Source organism: Streptomyces sp. NPDC032161 (assembly GCF_040636995.1).
Lineage (GTDB): Bacteria > Actinomycetota > Actinomycetes > Streptomycetales > Streptomycetaceae > Streptomyces.
This window is the reverse complement of sequence record NZ_JBEZVN010000005.1, coordinates 102,637-122,710: the sequence shown is the minus strand read 5'-3', so window position 1 is coordinate 122,710 and position 20,074 is coordinate 102,637. Positions and strand designations below refer to the sequence as shown.

General features: G+C 72.9%; 16 protein-coding genes and 1 tRNA gene. 5 read left to right on the top strand and 12 right to left on the bottom strand.

Features of this window, described 5'->3' with window-relative positions:
* Positions 1–11: 11 nt before the first annotated feature.
* Positions 12–2,144 carry a tetratricopeptide repeat protein gene (locus AB0E67_RS14780; RefSeq protein ID WP_362025856.1) on the bottom strand — a complete coding sequence of 711 codons (2,133 nt, stop codon included), beginning with the start codon at positions 2,142–2,144 and terminating at the stop codon, positions 12–14.
* Between the two features lie 390 nt (positions 2,145–2,534).
* Between AB0E67_RS14780 and sph the strand changes: the two genes are divergently transcribed.
* The 5 genes from sph to AB0E67_RS14755 all read left to right on the top strand — a co-directional run bounded on the left by sph (position 2,535) and on the right by AB0E67_RS14755 (position 8,004).
* Positions 2,535–3,515: a sphingomyelin phosphodiesterase gene (gene sph, locus AB0E67_RS14775; protein WP_362025853.1), complete on the top strand. Its 981-nt coding sequence runs from the start codon at positions 2,535–2,537 to the stop codon at positions 3,513–3,515.
* A gap of 276 nt (positions 3,516–3,791) precedes the next feature.
* Entirely contained in the window at positions 3,792–4,520 is a 729-nt protein-coding gene (locus AB0E67_RS14770; RefSeq protein ID WP_362025850.1) for a response regulator transcription factor, read from the top strand.
* Between the two features lie 64 nt (positions 4,521–4,584).
* On the top strand, positions 4,585–6,561 hold the full coding sequence (locus AB0E67_RS14765) for a HAMP domain-containing sensor histidine kinase (protein ID WP_362026444.1): 1,977 nt from the start codon (positions 4,585–4,587) through the stop codon (positions 6,559–6,561).
* A 162-nt stretch (positions 6,562–6,723) separates the two neighbouring features.
* Entirely contained in the window at positions 6,724–7,107 is a 384-nt protein-coding gene (locus AB0E67_RS14760; protein ID WP_362025847.1) for a sortase-dependent protein, read from the top strand.
* Positions 7,108–7,359: 252 nt separating this feature from the next.
* Positions 7,360–8,004, top strand: coding sequence for a class F sortase (locus AB0E67_RS14755; RefSeq protein ID WP_362025845.1), 645 nt, complete (start codon positions 7,360–7,362; stop codon positions 8,002–8,004).
* A 352-nt stretch (positions 8,005–8,356) separates the two neighbouring features.
* On the opposite strand, the gene AB0E67_RS14750 is transcribed toward AB0E67_RS14755, so the two are convergent.
* From AB0E67_RS14750 to AB0E67_RS14700, 11 genes are all read right to left on the bottom strand, one after another.
* On the bottom strand, positions 8,357–9,196 hold the full coding sequence (locus tag AB0E67_RS14750; RefSeq protein WP_362025842.1) for an alpha-L-glutamate ligase: 840 nt from the start codon (positions 9,194–9,196) through the stop codon (positions 8,357–8,359).
* Entirely contained in the window at positions 9,193–10,140 is a 948-nt protein-coding gene (locus AB0E67_RS14745; protein ID WP_362025839.1) for an ATP-grasp domain-containing protein, read from the bottom strand. Before AB0E67_RS14745 ends, AB0E67_RS14750 begins: the two co-directional genes overlap by 4 nt.
* Positions 10,141–10,856: 716 nt before the next feature.
* Positions 10,857–10,944 (bottom strand) — tRNA-Leu (locus AB0E67_RS14740).
* Between the two features lie 258 nt (positions 10,945–11,202).
* A complete protein-coding gene (locus AB0E67_RS14735; RefSeq protein WP_362025838.1) occupies positions 11,203–12,273 on the bottom strand; it encodes a sugar phosphate isomerase/epimerase in 1,071 nt (356 codons plus the stop codon).
* A gap of 31 nt (positions 12,274–12,304) precedes the next feature.
* Positions 12,305–13,708, bottom strand: coding sequence for a nucleotide pyrophosphatase/phosphodiesterase family protein (locus tag AB0E67_RS14730; protein ID WP_362025835.1), 1,404 nt, complete (start codon positions 13,706–13,708; stop codon positions 12,305–12,307).
* A complete protein-coding gene (eboE, locus tag AB0E67_RS14725; protein WP_362025833.1) occupies positions 13,705–14,883 on the bottom strand; it encodes a metabolite traffic protein EboE in 1,179 nt (392 codons plus the stop codon). The genes AB0E67_RS14730 and eboE overlap by 4 nt, the downstream gene beginning before the upstream one ends.
* Before the next feature lie 4 nt (positions 14,884–14,887).
* Positions 14,888–15,736 carry a TatD family hydrolase gene (locus AB0E67_RS14720; RefSeq protein WP_362025830.1) on the bottom strand — a complete coding sequence of 283 codons (849 nt, stop codon included), beginning with the start codon at positions 15,734–15,736 and terminating at the stop codon, positions 14,888–14,890.
* Complete coding sequence (locus AB0E67_RS14715) at positions 15,736–16,407, bottom strand: EboA domain-containing protein (protein WP_362025828.1); 672 nt, start codon at positions 16,405–16,407, stop codon at positions 15,736–15,738. Before AB0E67_RS14715 ends, AB0E67_RS14720 begins: the two co-directional genes overlap by 1 nt.
* Positions 16,408–16,543: 136 nt before the next feature.
* Complete coding sequence (locus tag AB0E67_RS14710; RefSeq protein WP_362025825.1) at positions 16,544–17,401, bottom strand: sugar phosphate isomerase/epimerase family protein; 858 nt, start codon at positions 17,399–17,401, stop codon at positions 16,544–16,546.
* Complete coding sequence (locus tag AB0E67_RS14705) at positions 17,398–18,705, bottom strand: UbiA family prenyltransferase (protein WP_362025822.1); 1,308 nt, start codon at positions 18,703–18,705, stop codon at positions 17,398–17,400. The genes AB0E67_RS14710 and AB0E67_RS14705 overlap by 4 nt, the downstream gene beginning before the upstream one ends.
* The gene (locus AB0E67_RS14700) at positions 18,702–19,820 is read right to left on the bottom strand and encodes an inositol-3-phosphate synthase (protein WP_362025819.1); all 1,119 of its coding nucleotides are present in this window, start codon (positions 19,818–19,820) and stop codon (positions 18,702–18,704) included. Before AB0E67_RS14700 ends, AB0E67_RS14705 begins: the two co-directional genes overlap by 4 nt.
* Between the last annotated feature and the right edge of the window lie 254 nt (positions 19,821–20,074).

Below are 20,074 nucleotides of genomic sequence, written 5' to 3'. Positions count from 1 at the left end.
GAGCCGGTGCGTCACCCGGCGACGCAGCGCTCCCGCATGCGCCGGAGGTAGGCCACGTGGTACTCGGCGCGCTGGCCTTCGAGGGTCGCGACCGCCTCGTCGACCAGGGGCAGCGCCGCGTCGCCGTCATTGCCGTCCAGCCAGGTCTCGGCCAGGTCGGTGAGGGTCCGGGCCGTGTTGTACGTGTCGCGGGCCGTCCGGAAGTGGCTCAGCGCGGTCTCCAGCCGCCGCCGGGCCTCCTCGCCGCGTCCGAGCCCTCGCAGGGCCCGACCGCGGTGGCGTTCCAGCAGGGCCGCGGCGCGTGGCCGGTCGGCCGCGCCCTCGTCCCGCGCGTCCATCGTGTCCAGGATGCCGGCGGCCCGGTCGAAGCACTCGTACGCCTCCTGGTACCGCCACTGACGCAGCCTCAACAGGCCCAGGAACTCGACGGCCGAGGCCTGCCCCCGCTTGTGACCGGCGGCCTCCTCGGCCCGCGCCGCCGCTCTCGCCTCCGTCTCCGCCTCCTCCCAGCGCCCCAACTCGGTGAGCGAGTGCGCGAGCTGCGCGTGCAGCGCCCCGGCGTGGGTGCTCTCCGGAAGGTGGGCGTCGGCCAGTCGCGCACCGGTGCGCAGGGCCGGCAGCAGCGTCTCGTGGTGTCCCGCCTTGAGCTGCACCGGCCACAGCGCGCGGCACAGCCGTACGCCGGTCTCCGGGGCGTCCGACTCCTCCGCGCAGCGAACGGCCTCGATCAGATTGCCCGTTTCCGCGAGGAGCGCGTCGAGTGCGGCGCCCCTGTCCTCGTACCGCCGCCCGCTCCCGTCGTCGGCGGGGGCCGGGACACGCCAGCTCTCCGGGAGGGCCTGGTGGGCGGCAGCCGATGCCCGTTCCGCGTAGGCCAGCAGCGCGCGGCCGAGAGCGGCGGAGCAGGCGGCGATGCCGTCCTCCCGGATCGCCGCGGTCTCGGCGTGCGCGCGGACGCCCGGGCGGTAGTGGTGGCGCCAGTCTCCGTTTCCGCCGAGGACGCGCTCCAGGAGCATCCTGTCGGCGAGGTCCTCCAGCAGGCCGGGGACGGCCTCCGGGTCCAGGCCGGTGGTCCGCGCGGCCACATCGGCGTCGAAGGCGGGCCAGCCGCGCAACGCCATCAGCCGGTACAGCTTGGCGGCCTCCGGCGCCAGGAGCCGGTAGGCGTCGTCCGCCGCGCCTCTCACCGGATCGCCGTCCGCCACCGCGGCGGGCGTGGGCGGCAGGGCCGTGGAGAGCCGCGCCGCCGCCGCCCGCAGCGCGTAGGGCGACCCACCACAGCGTTCGAGCAGCGACGGCAGCGTGGCGCGAGCGGCGGCGACGGTGGACTTGTCGGTGATGTCGGTGAGCAGCCGCACCGCGTCCCTGTCCGTCAACGGTCCGACGGGGACCCGCAGGGCGTCGAGGCCGGGGAACGGTGCCCCGGCCACCACGATGGTGAAGACACCCGGGGCCGAGGTGAGGAAGGGCCTGACCTGTGCCGCGGAATGCGCGTGGTCGAGCACCACCAGCAGTTTGCGGTCGGTCACGCAGTGGCGGAAGAACTCGCCGAGCAGGTCGGTGGCGGGCGGCATGTCCTCGTCGCGCACCCCGAGTTGACGCAGCAGGGCGCGCAGGACGGCGCCGGTGTCACGCACGCTCCCGACGCCACCACCGCCGAGGTCCGCGTAGATCCGGCCGTCCGGGAAGAGGCGGCCGTGCCGTGAGCCGAAGTGCGCGGCGAGGGTGCTGGTGCCCATTCCGTCGGGGCCGTGCACCAGGGCCAGCCGGGGCCTGCCGTCGGCACGGCGGGACGCCTCCCGGTGAAGCCGCCTCATCGCCTCCTTGCGGTCCGTGAAGAACCTTATGGAGGCGGGAAGGTGTGATCCGGCGGACCTGACCGGGCGCGGACCGTCGGGCAGTCGCGCGGCGAACAGGGACCAGTGGCCGGCGAGTTGCGGGTCGGTGCGGATCCGTTCGTGGATCAGGCGGGCCACGTCGTCACGTTCGTCCGCGGCGACGGGCGCGGCGACCTCCCTGCCGACGATCCTGCGCACGACGCCGCCGGTCGACTCCCAGGCCCATTTCCCGGCCTCGTTGGCCATTCCCGCGCCGATCGCACCGAGTACCGCCGAGATCGCCGCCACCGATGTGGGATCCAGCATGTCGCGCACTCCTCGTTCCCGGTGTTCCGCGCGGTACGCCCTCCCCGGCACCGCCGCCGTCACCGTGCGGACCCACGTTAGCGTCACACGGCCCGGTATCCCCCGGAGAGCGCGCGGTGTTCGCCCCCATCGACGCGCATCAGCCGTGCGCGCGCCGAGCGGGACCGCCCCGCGGCGCCCGGAGGCCGGCCCGTACGGATGGGCCCTGAGCACCCGTCGGACGGTCCGTCGCAGCGGTTCACACGCCGCACGCCCGGCACTCCCCCACGCCCCCGTTCATTCGTGGTGCTCCGGCAAGACTCCCGGCATCCACTGTCTACCCACGGGTAACTCGCCCTGCTTTGATGGGCGACGGCAACTTCCCACCCTCATTCCGCTCCGGGAGACTCCGTGCCGCACTCCACCGTCCGCCGCGCCTCCGGCGTGGCTCTGGCCACCGCACTCGCCGCGGTCGCGCTCGCCGCGAACGCACCGCAGGCATCGGCGGCGGACACCCCGTCGCTGCGCGTCCTCACGTACAACGCGTTCGTCTTCAGCAAGACCCTCTACCCCAACTGGGGACAGGACCACCGGGCCGCGGAAATACCCAACGCTTCCTTCTTCCAGGGCAATGACGTCGTGGTGCTCCAGGAGGCGTTCGACAACTCGGCCTCCGACGCCCTGCTGCGCAACGCGTCCGCCCAGTACCCGTACCAGACCCCCGTGGTGGGGCGGAGCAGGAGCGGCTGGGACGCGACCGGCGGGGCGTACTCGGCGGTCACCCCGGAGGACGGCGGCGTCACGGTGCTGAGCAAGTGGCCCGTCGTCCGCAAGGAGCAGTACATCTACAAGGACGCCTGCGGCAGCGACTGGTGGTCCAACAAGGGCTTCGCCTATGTCGAGTTGAATGTCAACGGCACCCCGGTGCACGTCGTCGGCACGCACACGCAGTCGACCGATCCCGGCTGCGGGGCGGGCGAGGCGGCCGCGAAGCGCAGTCTGCAGTTCAAGCAGATCGACGCCTTCCTCGACGCGAAGAACATCCCCGCGTCCGAACAGGTCGTCGTGGCCGGGGACTTCAACGTCGACTCGCACTCCTCCGAGTACGCGTCCATGCTCTCCGACGCGGGACTGACCGCCGCCGACGCCCGTACCGGCCACCCGTACTCGTTCGACACCCGGGACAACTCCATCGCCGCCGACCGTTACCCGGACGACCCGCGCGAGGACCTCGATCACGTGCTTCACCGCGCCGGGCACGCCAAGCCGTCCGGGTGGACCAACGACGTGATCGAGGAGCGGAGCGCGCCCTGGACGGTGACCAGCTGGGGCAGGAGCTACACGTACACCAACCTGTCCGATCACTACCCGGTGGTCGCGTCCGCGCGCTGACGCCCCGGGGAGGCGCACGGGGTCACGAGGGCCGGGCGGCGTCGAGGCGGGTCCCGCGCCGCCGTCGCGCCGGGCCGCGGACGTCGCCCCGGATCGACCGGTCCTCCGGTCCTTACCCGTGATGCGTCCGTCGGCTCCCGGTCCCGGTCGCGGTCCCGCTGCGTTCCGTGAGCCGGAGTCCCGGCCGCCGCGACCGGGTCCACCGGTCCGCGGACCGGGACCGTACCGGACGAGAGCCCCGCGGGAGGCTGTCGGGGCTCGTCTACGATCGTCCGCGTGTGCGCAAACGTCATGGTCGCCGAGGACGACGAGAAGCAGGCGGAGCTCGTACGCCGCTATCTCGAACACGAGGGGCACTCGGTCCGGGTCGTCGCGGACGGGCTCGCCGCCCTCGCCGAGGTCCGGCACCGGGAGCCCGATCTGCTGGTGCTCGACGTGATGATGCCGCGGGCGGACGGCCTGGACGTGGTGCGCGTACTGCGCGCCGAGCACCGGGAAGTACCGGTGCTGATGCTGACGGCCCGCAGCACCGAGGACGACCTCCTGCTGGGGCTGGACCTCGGCGCGGACGACTACATGACGAAGCCCTACAGCCCGCGCGAACTGATGGCGCGGGTGCGGACCCTGCTGCGGCGCAGCCGACGCGGGGCGGCGGCCGTGGACACCGCCGCGGATCAGGTGCTGCGGGTGGGTGCGCTGACGGTCGATCCGGTCCGGCACGAGGTGTCGGTGGAGGGGCGGTCCGTGGAGTGCACCCGTGGCGAGTTCAGGATCCTCGCCGCCATGGCGGCCGAGCCGGAACGGGTCTTCTCCCGGCAGCGGCTCCTGGAGGAACTGCACGGCTTCGACCGGTACATCAGCTTCCGGACCGTCGACGTGCACATCATGAACCTGAGGAAGAAGATCGAGCCCGTACCGCGCAGGCCCGCCCGGCTGCTCACCGTCTTCGGGGTGGGCTACAAGCTGACCGACCCGGCGAGAGGCGCTTCCCGTGCGCCGTCGTAACCCGGGCCGCGGCGCGAGCGTCCGTCGCCCGGAGGCGGCCCGACATCGCGTCCGGCCGGACCGGCTGCCGCTCCGCAAGAGCCTGTTCGGCCGTCTGCTGGCCGTATCGGCACTGGTGGCGGCCTGTTCGGTGGCCGCGACCGCGTGGCTGGCCGTGCAGACCACGTCCGGCGCCATCAAGCAGGAGCAGGGGCGCAACCTCACCGCCGACGCCAGGATCTACAACACCCTTCTCGGATACGCGGCCACCCACCCCACGTGGGACGGCGTCGAGACCACCGTGCGCGACCTGGCGCGTCGGTCCGGCCGGCGGATCGCGCTCACGACGGAACAGCGCGGGCTCCTCGCGGACTCCGCCACGGCGCCGTCCCGGCCCGCGCTGCCGCCCCAGGCGTCGGCGGTCGTCGACCCGCTCTCCGTGGACACGGCCCTGTCCCAGCCGGTGGGCGTGGCGGGCAGCGCGGCCGACCGGATCGATCCGCGCGCGGTCGGCCCGTTCCGGCTGCCGGCGTCCGAACGCGCCGTTCTGCAGCGGGCCGCCGAACGCAGCACGGTCTGTATGAGCCGGCTCGGGGTCGCGGCGGACGTGGTACGGGGGCCCAGCGGACGCCCGCGCGTGGAGGTGGTCGGCAACGACTCGAACGAGGTCCACGGCACGCGGTGCGCGGCCGAGGAACTGGACCGGCCGACCGCGACCGAGCGGAAGGCGCTGACGGCGCTCAACCGGCTCGCCAACGCCTGTCTGGTACGGCAGGGCCGCGAGGGCGTGCGGCTCAACCTGGACCTGACGTGGGCGCAGCCGTCCGAACCGCCACTGATCGTCCTGACCACGGAGGCGGCCGCCCCCGTGCCGGGCGTGCGTACCGGCGACGACGACCGCGCCACGGCCTCCTGTGTGGGCACGGCCCGTCGCGAGCAGCTCAGTTCCCATGTCGCCTCGCCCGCGATGCTGTTCATCGGCGACGCGAACGACACGACCGTGCCCGGTTTCGCGCTCTCCCCGTCGAACACCGCGAAGATCGCGGGAGCCGCCGCCCTCGTCCTGGCGCTCACGGTCGGCGCCACGATGCTCGCGGGCGCCCGGCTCGTGAGCCCGCTGCGGGCCCTCACCGGCGCCGCGCAGCGGATGCGGGACGGGCAGGAGTCCGCGCCCGTGCGGGTCACCGACGACAGCGAGATCGGGCGGCTCGCCGCGGCCTTCAACGACATGTCCGCCCACCGGGCCCGCCTGGAGGAACAGCGCAAGGACATGGTCAGCGACGTCGCCCATGAACTGCGGACCCCGCTGAGCAACATCCGGGGCTGGCTGGAGGCGGCGCAGGACGGACTGGCCGAGCCCGATCCGGCGTTCATCGCCTCGCTGCACACGGAGGCCGTGCAGTTGCAGCACATCATCGATGACCTCCAGGACCTGGCAGCCGCCGACGCGGGCGTGCTGCGGCTGCACCCCGAGCCGGTGCGCATCGAAGACGTGCTGGAACAGGTCGCCGCGGCCCATCAGGGCCGTGCCGAGACCGCCGGGGTCGTGCTGACGGTCCGCGACACGGCCGCGGACGCCCCGGTCCCCGGGCTGACGGCCGACCCGGTGCGACTGCGACAGGCCATCGGCAACCTGGTCTCCAACGCGGTGCGTCACACCCCGGAGGGCGGGCGGGTGGCCTTGCACGCGTACGTGTCGGAGGCCGGGGACCGGGTGGTGGTGGACGTCGTCGACACGGGCAGCGGCATCGCGGCCGGTGATCTGCCACATGTCTTCGACCGTTTCTGGCGCGCCGAGAAGTCCCGCAACCGGCGCACCGGGGGCAGCGGGCTGGGCCTGGCGATCGTACGGAGGCTTGTCGAGGCGCACGGCGGAACGGTGGACGCGAGCAGCGTCGAGGGGCAGGGCTCGGTGTTCACACTGCGACTGCCGGCCGATCCCACGGACGCGGAGGCGGACGCGGGCATGGAGAGGCGCACGAACACGGACACGGATGCCGGCGCGGCAACGGAGCCCGAGCCGGAGGGAGGGACGCACGGGGCCGGGGGCCCGGCGTGGTGACAGGGACCGACGGGCCGGACGACGCGCGGCGGACCTGATGCGATGGCCACACCGGTCTGACAGCTTCTTCACAAGTCCACGCCAGCCTGTCGTCATGCCCCGGCGCGCGGTGCGGTCCAGCGCCCGGCATGGCCGGGGCCGATACGGAATGGAGTCCACTGCATGCGCCATCGCTCGACCCTGCGTACCGCCGTCCTCGCCGCCGTCGCGGCCGGTGCGGTACTCGTCCCGTCCGCCGCCGCCTTCGCCGACTCTTCGGCGCCGGTGGCGTCGCCGTCCGCCTCGACCACCGGGAAGGGCACGTCCGAGAGCCCCGTCCTCATCAAGGACGCATCCAAGCCCGTCGGTAAGATCGATCTCGGGGAGTCCTCGCCGGCGCCCCGCGGTGCCGTGCCTCGTGGCGGGGTCGCCGCGGGTGAGCGGCCGGTCGCCACCTCCGACGACAACACCACCGTCCTCGCAGGGTCGGCCGCGGCCGCCCTTCTGGTGGCGGGAGCGGGCACGCTCGTGCTGCGCCGCCGCGCCGCCGCGCAGCCGGGCCGCTGATCCACTGAGCGGACCGGCACACGGCGGTCCCGGACCGTCGGGGCAATAGGAACCCCGTCGGTCCGGTACGAACCGTCGAGGCGGGCGTCACGTACGGCAGCCACCGCGCGGGGCGTACGACCGCGCACGACGACCGCCAAGCGCTCTGGCGCCGCCCCGGTCCACGCATCCGGCGCCGCCCCGTCCCGGACGGGGCGGCGCCACTCCCCCTTCCCACCGTCCTGCCTCCCCGTCACCCGCCCTGGAGCCCCCATGTTCCGTGCCCTCGTGCCGCTCCGGCGCGCCATGCTTCCGGCGCTCGTCTGTCTCGCTCTCGCCGGCTGCTCCTCGGGCGGTACGGACGCCCCGTCGACCGCCCGCGACGCTGCGTACCCCGCCACGGCCCCGGGAGCGGCCGACTCCGCCGGGAACACGGGCTCCGAGAACACGAAGACCCCTGGAAGGACGGTCACCGCCGCCCGTCCCATCCATCTGAGCATCCCTTCGATCGGCGTGGACAGTGACGTGATGCGGCTCGGACTGAACGCCGACGGCACCGTGGAGGTACCGCCCGCCGAGAAGGGCATGATGGTCGGCTGGTACACCGGCAACCCCGCCCCGGGCGAACGCGGCGCCGCCGTTCTCATCGGGCACAACGACACCCGCTTCGGAAAGGCCGTCTTCCACGACCTGAAGAAGATCGCCGCGGGTGCGGACATCGCGATCCGCAACGACCGCGGCGCGGAACTCCACTTCCGGGTCACCGGCACCGAGACCGTCGGCAAGAAGGCGTTCCCGACGGAGAAGGTCTACGGCGCCACCGACGAGCGCGCCCTGCGCCTCATCACCTGCGACGGCGCCTTCGACGCCGAGGGCCACCCCGTGGACAACCTCATCGTGTACGCCACCCGGAGCTGACGGCGCCCGCGCCGCCCCGGGGGTTCGCCGGATCGGTGGTCGCGAGGCGGGTCGCACCACTGCCCGGACATGAGGAAGACCCCACATGAAGTGGGGTCTTCGCTGGTGGTGGCGGCCAACCGAAACAATCCTGCGACCAGCGACTTCTCCTTTGTCCTGGGCCAGGAAGAGCGAGCTGGGGAGCGACGGCTGGGGCGGTATGCAATGCCCGCCCCAGCCGCGTGCGCCGCCGATGAGGTGTCCACCGGCCGAGCGTGGCGCTGGAAGGGCCCTTTCTGACGGCACGCCACGGAGAGTGGGAGCGTCAAGCGAGCGCGGTTCTCCGCGAGTTCCTGGTGGAGGCCGGGGTGTGTCAGGCTCCGTAGGCGGGAGGGCCGGGTCGGGAGCATCGCAGTGCCAGGGCTGCCAGCGCCGCAGGGGCGCCCTTCGGTCCGCGGATGCCCGGGAAGGCATTGATGTCGACGACGACGGGCGCCCCCTCGCGGTCCAGCACGTCGACACCGTAGACGTCCAGGCCGAAGACCTCTCCCGTGCGGAGGGCGAGTCGGGTCCAGGACTGCGGCAGGTCACGGACCAGTGGCGCGGACTGCGCACCGTCCGGCGGGGCGCCCACGGGTGCGGGGCGCACCCCCGCGAACACCTCGCCCGCGATCACCCACAGCTTGTGGTCCCAGCCGCTGTTCGCGACGAACTCCTGGAGGACGACGGGCTCGTCGGACCACTTGGCGGCAAGGTCCCGGAGCTCGACCGGACCGTCCACGCGGGCGACCAGGTCCGCGCGCCGGCTGTGGCGGCTCTTGACCATGAGCGGATAGCCGCTCTCCGGCCGCTCCGCTCCATGGAGGGCTTCGGACAGCGCGTCCAGGGTCTTCGTCCTGGGCATCGGCAGCCCGGCGCCTTCCGCCACGGCGGCCGTCCGGCTCCTGTCCTGGCACAGCTCCGTCGCGGCGGCGGAGTTCACCACCCGGGCGCCGTGTGCCTCGATGAATCGGGCCAGTACGAGTGCCCGGGGGGTATGGGCCTTGAGGAGGTAGACGTCGGCGAGATCGTCCGGGGTCACCAGTTCCGACGGGGATCCGGTTCCGGTGTCCGGGTTCAGGAACGTCACCCGGTGCCCGGCCTCGATCAGTGCGGAAGAGGCCCCGGCGAGCAGTGGATGATCCGGCTTGTCGGTCAGCAGACACACCCTCATATCTGGGCGGCTCCCGGCACGGCTGCCAGCATGTCCGTTCCGGGGCCGGGGACGGGGTGCGGATGAGGCAGTCCATGGGAGATCTGCGGCTGCGCGGGAATGCGCGGAGCGGGGGCGAGCACGCCCGTCCTGGCGGCGCCGCCCGTCCTGGCCAGGTCGAGGACGGCTCCGGCCAACCGGGATACGGCGCCGGGCACCTGGCGGAAGCTCGGGAAGTCGTTGATGTCGACGATCACGGGGCCGTCGGGGCCGAGCACCACGTCGACGCCGTACAGATCGAGGCCGAAGACCGCTCCCACCTTCGCCGCCGCTGCGGCCACCTCGACGGGCAGGGGGACGGCTCCCTCGTCGAGCGGCCCGTCCGGGTGGAGCGGGGAGCGGCGCAGGGTCGCGTGGAATTCGCCCGCGAGACAGTAGACCTTCAGGTCGGAGCCGGAGTTGGACACGTAGGGCTGCGCGATGAGTTGGCCCTCCCCCGCCTGCTCCGTCTCCGCCAGCCGCCCGGGGTCCGACACGAGCCGCACCCCGCGCCCCGAACTCCCGTCGGCGGGCTTGACCACCAGGGGAAAGAGCTCCTCGGGAACAGCTGCGAACAGCGTGGCCCTCGGTGCCGAATAGGTCACCGGAACCGGCAGCCCGTGCTGTCGCGCGATGACCGATGTGAGGACCTTGTCGCGCACCGCCCGGATCGACCGCGCATCGTTCACCGTGGTCAGGCCCACAGCCGCCGCGGCCTCCAGCACGGTGAGCCCGGGGCCGCCGGACACGGTCTTGAGCACCCACGCGTCATGGGTCCCCGCCCGCACCTCTTCCGAGATCCGCAGTAGTGAGCCGCCGGGGCACACCACGTCCACCTGGTGTCCCCACGACTTCAGTCGCCGGACCACGTCAAGCGGCATGCTGTCATGCCGGTACAGCTCTTCGACGAGGAAGCAGAGCTTCATCCCAAATACCCCTCGGTGCCCCATGACTGAGGGCACAACGATGCCTTGCGGCGTTCTTCCGAACACCGCCAAAGGGGCAACGCTACGTCACACTCAAGCCAAAGCAACCGCCGCCGGGGGTTACTGATGGTGCGTTACCTCATCCAGACAGATCCCCGTCGGGCGCGGCCACGGACTGGATGGCTTCGCACCGACCGGGCCTGCCGCGGGCACAGAATACGGATCTGTCTTGAGGAGCCGACATCGTGGCACGCACGGCCTACGCGCGGGGCGCGCCCCGGGCACGAGGAGGGATGGGTAGGACGAGGGGCCGTCGGCACTGTCGACGGTTCACCAGGATCCGCACCGTCCGCATCAGCGCGCACACGTAATGGCCCCCGAAGAGGAATGCGGCCCATCGGTCGTGCGCCCTGCGCGTTGATCGCGCCGGGGACCGCGAAGACGACCGCGCAGACCAGTCGTCCGCGATTCACAGCGGCGATCGAGGATTCCTGCCCTGCGGCCCGAGCGGGAAGATCCGCCCGCCCCCTGGTGGCGAGGCCCAGCAGAACCACGCCCGCGATCACGCCGGCGGCACAGCCGTCGACTGATGCCGGGGGCGGCGGGCCGGAAGGCCGTCTGGACCGCGTGGAGCTCCGCGAAACTCAAGAAAAACAACAAAGCTGCTCAGAGCGGCATTCTGTCGCTCTGAGCAGCTTCATTTGGTCGATCGACCCTGGTGTCCGAGGGGGGACTTGAACCCCCACGCCCGATAAAGGGCACTAGCACCTCAAGCTAGCGCGTCTGCCATTCCGCCACCCGGACCAGGCGGTCGGCCCCGGTTTCCCGCGGCGACATGGAAAACAATACCAGGGGTTCAGGGTGCCCCTCACCCACGTTTCCGGTGGTCAGTGCCGTGCGGCGGCTTCCCCGGGCCCCTGTGCGCACCGTCGCACCGCCGACCGTACGCACCGCGTCCGTGCGCATGCGCATGGTGACACGCGCGGGGATGCGCCGGTCCGCCGGCGCCGGGGCTCCTCCCTCGGCATCGGGGCGACGGAGGAGCCCCGGCACGCGCAACGGTCAGCAGCCCTTTCGGCGCAGGGCGTGAAGGTAGGCGGCCGAGCGGCGGGCCGTGGTGAAGGAGTCGATGATCGGCTGGTCGTGCTCCACCTGCCAGTGGTGGTCGCGGCGGCCGGACGGGGTCTCCCCTGCTCGAGCGGGACCGAGAGCTTGGGGAAGGGTCCTGGTGACGGCGTCCAGGAACCGCTTGTAGTCGATGTCGCCGTCACCGACGTCCACCATGCGGTAGCCGTCGCGGGCCGCCTCGTCGTGCTCGCCGTCCTTCACGTGGAAGAGCGGGTAGCGGTCGGGCTGCTTCAGTACGTATCCCAACGGGTCGAAGGGGGCAGGAGTGCCGTCCGGCCGCTTGCCGAACCGGAACCGGCCGACGTGGGCCCAGTAGATGTCCATTTCCAGGAAGACCAGGTCGGGGTCGGTCTCGGCGAGCAGGACGTCGTACAGGCGGACGTCCGGCCGGTCGGTGGCGAAGGAGAACTCCTCGGCGTGGTTGTGCTGGTAAAACTTCATTCCGCGCGCTCTGGCCGCCGCCCCGTAGGTGTTGAAGTCCTCGGCGGCGCGCTTCCAGGCGTCGACCGTCGATCCGTAGCGGAAGGGGCCGGAGGCGGTGCCTATGTGGGTGAGGCCGAGGGCCTGGGCGTCGTCGAGAACCTTGGTGAGGTTCTGCGCGAAGGTGTAGGCGTTCGGGTTGTTGTCGTCGTGGTAGCCGACGTGGCTGCCTATGCCGCGCAGCCCGTGGTCGTGGGCGAGCCTCCTCAATTGCGTGAGGGTGATGGCGCCGGCCGAGCCCTGGGTGTAGCCGGCGTACTCGACCTCGTCGTAGCCGTACGCCGCCAGTTCGGCGAAGACCTTGGCGAAACCGAGGGTCGCGACCTTGTCGCGGAGCGTGTAGAGCTGGATTCCGAGGCGGCCGGGCGGCATCAGCGGATCGCCGTGGGGTTTGTCGAGGGCGGTGGCGCCCGGAGCGGCAACGCCGAGCAGTGCGGCGGCGGTGGCCCCGGCGGCGACGCCGAGCACGGAACGTCTGCCGAGTCTGCGGGCGAGTTCGGGATCGGCGGGGGTACGGCGGCTCATGCGGGAACTCCTTCGCGGGACGGGGGCGTTGTCAGTGCAGTCCGGCAAGTTCGAGGAGCAGGGACTTCACTTCGGTGGCCCGGACGGGTCCGGTGAACGCGTGGGGGGTGGAGCACAGGATGAGCGGTCCTTCTTCGTCGCTCATGGGGAGGCGGCCGTGGCTGCCTCGAATAGGTGACGGGTCCAGGGGTACGACCGCCATGCGGTAGCGCATGCCGAGTTTCTTGCGGGCGACGGCGGTCGCGGCTCTGATCCGGACGTACGGGTCCTGGGGGTCGAGGAAGAGTTCGACAGGGTCGTAGCCGGGTTTGCGATGGATCTCGACGAGTTGCGCGAAGTCGGGCGCGCGGGCGTCGTCGAGCCAGTAGTAGTACGTGAACCAGGCGTCCGGGTCCGCGACGGCGACCAGTTCCCCGGACCGCGGATGGTCCAGGCCGTTGGCCTTCTTGCCCTCGTCGTCGAGGAGCCGCTCGATGCCCGGGAGGCCCTGGAGGGCTTCGCGGGTCGCCGCGAGGTCCTCGGGGCGGCGTACGTAGACGTGTGCGATCTGGTGGTCGGCCACGGCGAAGGCGCGCGAGGCCATCGGGTCGAGGTATTCCATGCCGTCCTGGGTGTGGACCTCCAGGAGTCCGGCGCGGCGCAGGGCCCGGTTGATGTCGACGGGCCGGTCGACGCGGGTGATGCCGTACTCGGAGAGGACGACGACGGTGCGGCCCTCGCGTCGCGCGTCGTCCAGGAGGGGTGCCATGGCCCGGTCGAGTTCGGCTGCGGCCAGGTGGGCGCGGGGATCGTCCGGGCCGTGGCGCTGGAGGTCGTAGTCGAGATGCGGGAGGTAGCAGAGCGCCAGGTCGGGTCGGCGGGTGTCGAGGACGTACCGGGTCGCATCGATGATCCACCGGGAGGAGACGAGGTCCGCGCCGGGGCCCCAGAAGTGGAAGAGGGGGAACGTGCCGAATCTGTCCGTGAGTTCGTCGTGCAGGGAGGGTGGCCGGGTGTAGCAGTCGGGTTCCTTGCGGCCGTCCGCGTAGTAGACGGGGCGGGGGGTGACGGTGATGTCGGTGTCGGCGCCCATCGCGTACCACCAGCAGATGTTGGCGACGGTGTAGCCGGGGTGGGCGCGGCGGGCGGCGTCCCAGAGTTTGTCCCCGGCGACCAGCCCGTTGTGCTGGCGCCAGAGCAGGATGTCGCCGAGTTCGCGGAAGTACCAGCCGTTGGCGACGATGCCGTGCTCGGCGGGAGTGGTTCCGGTGAGGAAGGTGGACTGGGCGGCGCAGGTGACCGCGGGGAGCACGGTGCCGAGCGGGGCGCTGGTGCCCGAGCCTCCCAGGGCCTTGAGGCGGGGCATGTGATCGAGGAGGCGCGGGGTGAGACCGACGACATCGATGACGAGAAGAGGGGTGGGCGCGGCGGTGCGGGGTGTCTCGGCCGAGGTCATGGGAGTTCCTTGAGGCCGAGGTCGGACAGGAGGTCGCGGGCGAGGGCGAGTTCGGCGGCGATGCCGTCGGCGAGCTGGGCGCGGGATCGGGGGCGCAGGGCGGCCGGGAGCGCCTGCCAGGTGTAGGTCTCGACCTCCAGGTGGGCGGTGAGGGGGCGCGGGCCGCCGACCAGTCGGGTCAGTGCGGAGCGGAGCACCGGAAGGGTGGGGGTGAGAGGGGGCGCGGGCGGTGCGTGGAGGGGGACGTGGAAGTGGGCACGCCATGGTGTGCGGTCAGGCAGGGCCGGGCCGGTGAGGGCTTCGTCGAGGTCGTCGGTGCCGTGCAGGGCTCCGGTGGCGGCTCGGGTGCGGGTCTGGTGGAGGAAGCGGGGTTCGGCGAAGGCCGCGAGCGCGGAGCGCACCTCGGGGAGGTGGGGGTGTTCGGCGTGCAGTGCGGCGGAGAGCTGGGCCTTGGCGACACGGATGCCCGCGGCGTCGAGTGCGTCGACGGCGGTCTCGGGGTCCTCGAAGGAGGTGGCCAGGTGGCAGGTGTCGACGCAGATGCCGATGCGCGGATGCCCGATGGCCGCGAGGGGTGTGTGGGCGTCGGTGGTGGTCTCGATCGTGCAGCCCGGTTCGGGTTCGAGACCGATGCGGACGGACTTGCCGGTCAGTTCGGCGAGGGCGTCGAGGCGTTCCCCGAGGGTGGTGAGGGCGGTGTGTGCGAGACCGGCGGCCTCGGGGTCGGACGCGAAGGGCGTGCGCCAGGCGATGGGGAGGGTGGAGATGGTTCCCTCGGTGACGTCGTCGGGGAGGAGCCCGGCGAGGAGGCGGGCGAGGGCGGTGGTGTGGGCGAGCCGCTCGGGGTCGGTCCAGTCGGGCCGGTACACCCGGTACTTGACCTCGTCGGCGCCGAAGCCCTCGTACGGGAAGCCGTTGAGGGTGACGACCTCCAGTCCTCGGCGGTCGAGTTCGGCGCGCAGGGAACGCAGTTCGGACGGGTCGTCGATCAGGGCGCGGGCGGCGTCCCGGGCGAGCCAGAGGCCGATGCCGAGGCGGTCGCGGCCGAGCCGGCGCCGGACGGGTTCGCAGTGGTCGCGCAGTTGGGCGCGCACGCCGTCGAGGGTTTCGGCGGGGTGGACATTGGTGCAGTACGCGAGGTGGACGGTGGAGCCGTCGGGGTGGCGGAAGCGCATCGCCTCACTCCCCGCCGCGCAGGATGGAGTTGCCCTCGTGGAGGGCCGGCGGGGCGGCGGTGTCGAGCCGGAGGCGGCCGCTCTGCCCGTAGAAGGCGACGGGGTTGCGCCAGAGCACCCGGTCGACGTCGTTCTCGCCGAACCCGGCGGCGAGCATCGCGTCGCCCACCTTGCGGGTCTTGAGGGGGTCGCTCCTCCCCCAGTCGGCGGCCGAGTTGACGAGGATCCTCTCGGTGCCGTGGGACCGGAGGATCGCGATCATGCGGTCCTCGTCCATCTTGGTGTCGGGATAGATGGAGAAGCCGGCCCAGCAGCCGCTGTTCAGGGCGTCCTTGGCGGTCGTCTCGTTGAGGTGGTCGAGCAGGACCCGTTCCGCAGGGAGGTGGGACTCGCGGATGACGTCGAGGGTGCGGTGCAGCCCCGCGAGCTTGTCACGGTGCGGGGTGTGCACGAGGGCGGGCAGGTCGTGGTCGGCGGCGAGCTGGAGCTGGGCGGCGAGGGCGGTGTCCTCGGCCGGGGTCATGGAGTCGTAGCCGATCTCGCCGACGGCGACGACCGAGTCCTTGACGAGGTAGCGGGGCAGGGCGTCCAGGACGGGGGTGCAGCGGGGGTCGTTCGCCTCCTTGGGGTTGAGGGCGAGCGTGCAGTGGTGGGCGATGCCGTACTGGGCTGCGCGGAAGGGCTCCCAGCCGAGCAGGGCGTCGAAGTAGTCGAGGAAGCTGGCGGGCGAGGTGCGGGGCTGGCCGAGCCAGAAGGAGGGCTCCACAAGGGCGCGGACGCCCGCGTCGTACATCGCCCGGTAGTCGTCCGTGGTACGGGAGGTCATGTGGATGTGGGGGTCGAAGATGCGCATCAGGACTCCTCCGTGGGGGCGGTGGCGCCGGGAAGCCGGGGGCGGGGGGCGGTGAGGCCGAGAACGCGGGTGAGACCGGCGGGGACGTCACGGCCGGCCGCGATGCGTTCGGCGGCGAAGTCGCCCAGCATGCGGGCGAGTTCGGCGTCCCCACGGGATCGGCGGCCCAGTCGGGCCACGGCGTCCACGGGGACGCCGGTGAAGAGACACTTGAGGACGGCGTGGCGCCAGTTGTGCGCGTCGAGGTGGGCGGCGGCGTACGGGCCGACGGCCGCGGCGATCAGCCGGGTGTCGTTGGTGCGCAGGGCGTCCTCGACGAGCGGGAGGGCGGTGGGTCCGAGGTCCAGCAGGTGAAGGGCGCGCAGGACGGCGCGCCGCTCGGCTCCGGTGCCCTGTTCGTAGAGCCGGGTGACGACGGGCAGGGCGGCGTGGGCCTCGACGAGCAGCAGGGCACGTACGGAGTCGGCGTGCTCCGGTCCGCAGCTCCGGCCGGCGGCGGCGTACCGCAGCTCCCACGGGGGTGCGCCGTACGGTCCGACGGGCTGCTCGGCGTCCTCGTGGGCGGCGGCGTGCCCGGCCTCGGCGAGGGCCTCGTCGAGCCAGGCGCGCGCGGCCCCGCCGAGCCGGGCGCCCAGTTCCTCGCGGGTCAGCAGCGGGGCCGGGAGCGACATCGTCTCCGACACCTTCACGGCCGGCGGGACCGCCGGGGAGGACGCGTCCGTCGGGCTCGTCGGATCCGTCGGGTTCGTTGCACCCCTCGGGGTCATCGGGGGGTTCGTCGGCACGGCATTGCTCCTTTCGGTGGTGTCAGCGGCTCGACGGGCCGTGTGCGCGGAGGAACTCGATGGACGTGCGGGCGAGTTCGGGACCGGCATGGGAGTGGCGGGGCAGTTCGACGACGGTGAGACCGCGGTATCCGGCGTCCGAGAGCACGTCGAGCGCGTCGAGCACGGGCGGGAAGTCGATCTCGCCCTCGCCGAACGGGAGGTGTTCGTGGATGCCCCGTCGCATGTCCTCGATCTGGACGTGCCGCAGCCAGGGCGCGGCTGCGCGGACGCAGTCGGCGGGTGGGGTGGTTTCCAGGCACTGGCAGTGGCCGATGTCGAGGGTGAGTCCGAGCGGTTCCGGATCGCCGGTGAGGGCACGGAGGTGGTGGAAGTCGTCGAGGGCGGCGAGGAGGTGCCCGGGTTCCGGTTCGATCGCGAGGGGGATGCCGCGCCGGTCGGCGGCGTCCAGGACGGGAGCGAGGGCAGCGGCGAGGCGCCGCCAGGCGGTGTCGGGGGCGGTGCCCAGCGGCATGGTGCCGCTGAAGCAGTGGACCGCGTGGGCGCCGAGGTCGGCGGCGACGTCGACGGCCCGGACGAGCAGCCGGGTGCGGGCGGCACGGGCGTCGGGATCCGGATCGAGGAGGGAGGGGCCGTGTTTGCGGCGGGGGTCGAGGACGTAGCGGGCGCCGGTCTCGACGGTGACGCCGAGGCCGAGTTCCTGGAGCCTGGCCGCCAAGCGCCGGGTGCGTGCGGCGAGATCCGGGGCGAGCGGGTCGAGGTGCATGTGGTCGAGGGTCAGGCCGACGCCGTCGTATCCGAGGTCGGCGAGGAGTGCGAGGGCGTCGTCGAGGCGAAGGTCGGTGAGCCCGTTGGTGCCGTAGCCGAAACGGATCGTCATGTGGGGTTCACCTTCCGGGCGAGGGCGCGGGCGAGTGGGACGAGCCCCATGACGGCGATGCCCGTGCCGGCCGCCCCGGCGCGTACGGCGAGAGCCGCCTGGAGCGGGATCGCCGCGCGGATACCGGCGCCCACGGCACGCTGGGTGAGCGGTGGGGACGGGTTGAGGGCCGCGTGCAGGAGGGGGCCGGTGGCGGTGCGGAGATACGCCCCGGTGAGCGTGGTGAGGAGAAGACGGGTGGCGGGCGCCGGGGGCGGGGACGGGCGGTGCGGTCGCTGCCGTTGGGCCGGGCCGCGCGCGGTGAACGGGAGCGGGTTCGTGGCCCGCCCGGCGCGCGGGGCAGGGCCCACGACCCCTGGCTGTTCGCATCGTTCGCGGCCGTCGCGCAGGACCGTGGCGCCGAGTGCCGCCGTGGCCGCGAGCGCGGCGAGGGGGACGGCGGTGGCGCCGCCCCGTGCCTCGTTCCGGGAGACGACGGTGACGGCGTAGGTGTGCGCCCCGAGCAGTCCGGCGGCCGGGAGGGCGGCCCGTACGGAACCACCGACGCCCGTGAAGCCTCCGACACGTACGGAACCATCGGCCCGTACAGGACCACCGGCCCTCGCGAAGCCACCGACACGTACGGAGCCACCGGCCTGCGCGGAACCACCGGCCCGTACGGGACCACCAGCCCCGGCAGAGCCACCGACGTGTAGGGATCCACCGTCCCGGACGAAGCCGCCGGGACGCGGTGCCGTGGGCCCGCCCGTGACCGCGCCGCTGTCCGCGTTCGGGCCGGAGCACGGTCGTGAGCCGGCGCGTGCGCCCGTACCGGTACCCGCCGGACGCCGCCCCTGCTCTGTCGTACCCGGTGTCGCGGTGGCCGTGGCGGCTGCTCCCAGCAGCAGGTCGAGGGCGCGTGCCGCCGCCATCGCCGCAGGTCCGGCCGGGGTGTGCTTGAGCCGGAGGTCGTACGCCCAGACGGTCGCCGCCAGTCCCGTGGCGACCACGAGGGCGGGGCGGCCGGCCCGGGCCGCGAGTCCGAGTCCGGCGGCCGTCAGCGCACCCGCCGCCGCAAGGGCCGCACCGGGGGCGATGCGCCCCGAGGGCAGGGGGCGGTGCGGGCGGTCGACGGCGTCCTCCTCGCGGTCGGCCCAGTCGTTGAGCGCCATGCCCGCCTCGTACAGGCAGAGCGAGGCGCCCACGGCGAGCGCGGTGCCCCGGCCGGGACTCCGTCCGGTGGCCGCCGCCCCGGCGAGCGCGTCACCGGGGACGGTGAACAGCGCCGACACCCGCAGCAGTTCCGCCCAGGCGCGGGCGCTCACCGCGGCCCCCGCAGGGTGTCGGCGAAGGCGAGCAGGCGTCCGTACTGCTCGAACAGCGCGGCGGGTCCGTCGTCCGGGTCCTTGAAGTAGAAGCCGAGCCCGGGCAGTGGTCCGGTCAGCCCTCCTTCGTGGGCACGCGCCACCAGTCTCGCGAGGTCCAGGACCAGTGGTGCGGCGAGTGCGGAGTCGCAGCCCTGCCAGGTGGTCTGGAGCACCATGCGGGTCCCGAGGAATCCGTCGAACGCGATGTGGTCCCAGGCCGTCTTCCAGTCCCCCAGCGCCGGTACGTCGTCGATGTGGACCCCGCCCTCCGGGGCGGTGCCCAGGACATCGGCGAGGACACGTTCCTTGCCCGCGTTCTTCGCCTCGGCCGCGCCCGGGTCGGCGAGTGCCGCGCCGTCCCCGCCGCCGAGCAGGTTGGTGCCCGACCAGGCCCGTACGGACAGGGCTCGTTGCACGAACATCGGAGCGAGCACGGAACGGAGCAACGTCTGGCCGGTCTTGCCGTCGCGGCCCGTGTGCGGGATTCCGCAGTCCGCGACGGCGTCCCGGAGGGCGGGGTGGCGCAGCCCGGTGGAAGGGGTGAAGTTGACGTACGGACAACCGGCCCGGAGCGCGGCGGCGGCGTAGAGCGAACTGGCGGGCAGCCGCGGGTCAGCGGGGTCCGGGACGGGCTCCGTGGAGGCGACGTTGATCACGACCGTTGTGGCCAGGCCGTTGCGGCGGCCGAAGTCCTTGAGGTCGGCGGCGAAGGCGGTGACGAGTTCCTCGTCGCCGCGGGTGTCGCCGGGCAGGGGGCCGCCGGGACGTATCTCCTTGTCCGCCCGGGCGAGTTCGTCGTGAACCGCCGCCGGGAGCCCGTGCGGCAGCACGCCCCCGGCGGCCAGCGCCTCGGCCCGCTCGGGCAACGGGCGGTCGGCGGTGTCGTGTCCGCCGAAGACGAGCGAGCCGAGGGCGGGAAGCCCGCTGTCGGCGAACGGTGGAGTCTCGGTGACCATGCCGATCGCCGGGTGGAGCCCCGCCGCGACCGCGGCGTGGCCCGCCACGGCCGTGGTGGCGACGGAACCGCGTGCTCCGACGAACCAGACTCCGGTACGTACGGCGGGTGCTGACACGGGCTGCCTCCCTTGTCGGGGTCCTGGCTGGGCCGGGCGGAGCGCGCTGTACGACGAGGTGCGGCGGGGCGGGGACGGGAAGAGAGGGAGATGAGACAGAGGCAGGGACAGGGATGGGGATGGGGACGGAGGGAACGGGACGGGACGGACGCGGCGGTGACGGCGGGCGGGGCTCCCTCGCACCCGCCCACCGTCCGCCCGCGGCATTGGTCACCGGACTCTGGTGTCAGGACGAACCGACCTGCTTCCGGCGC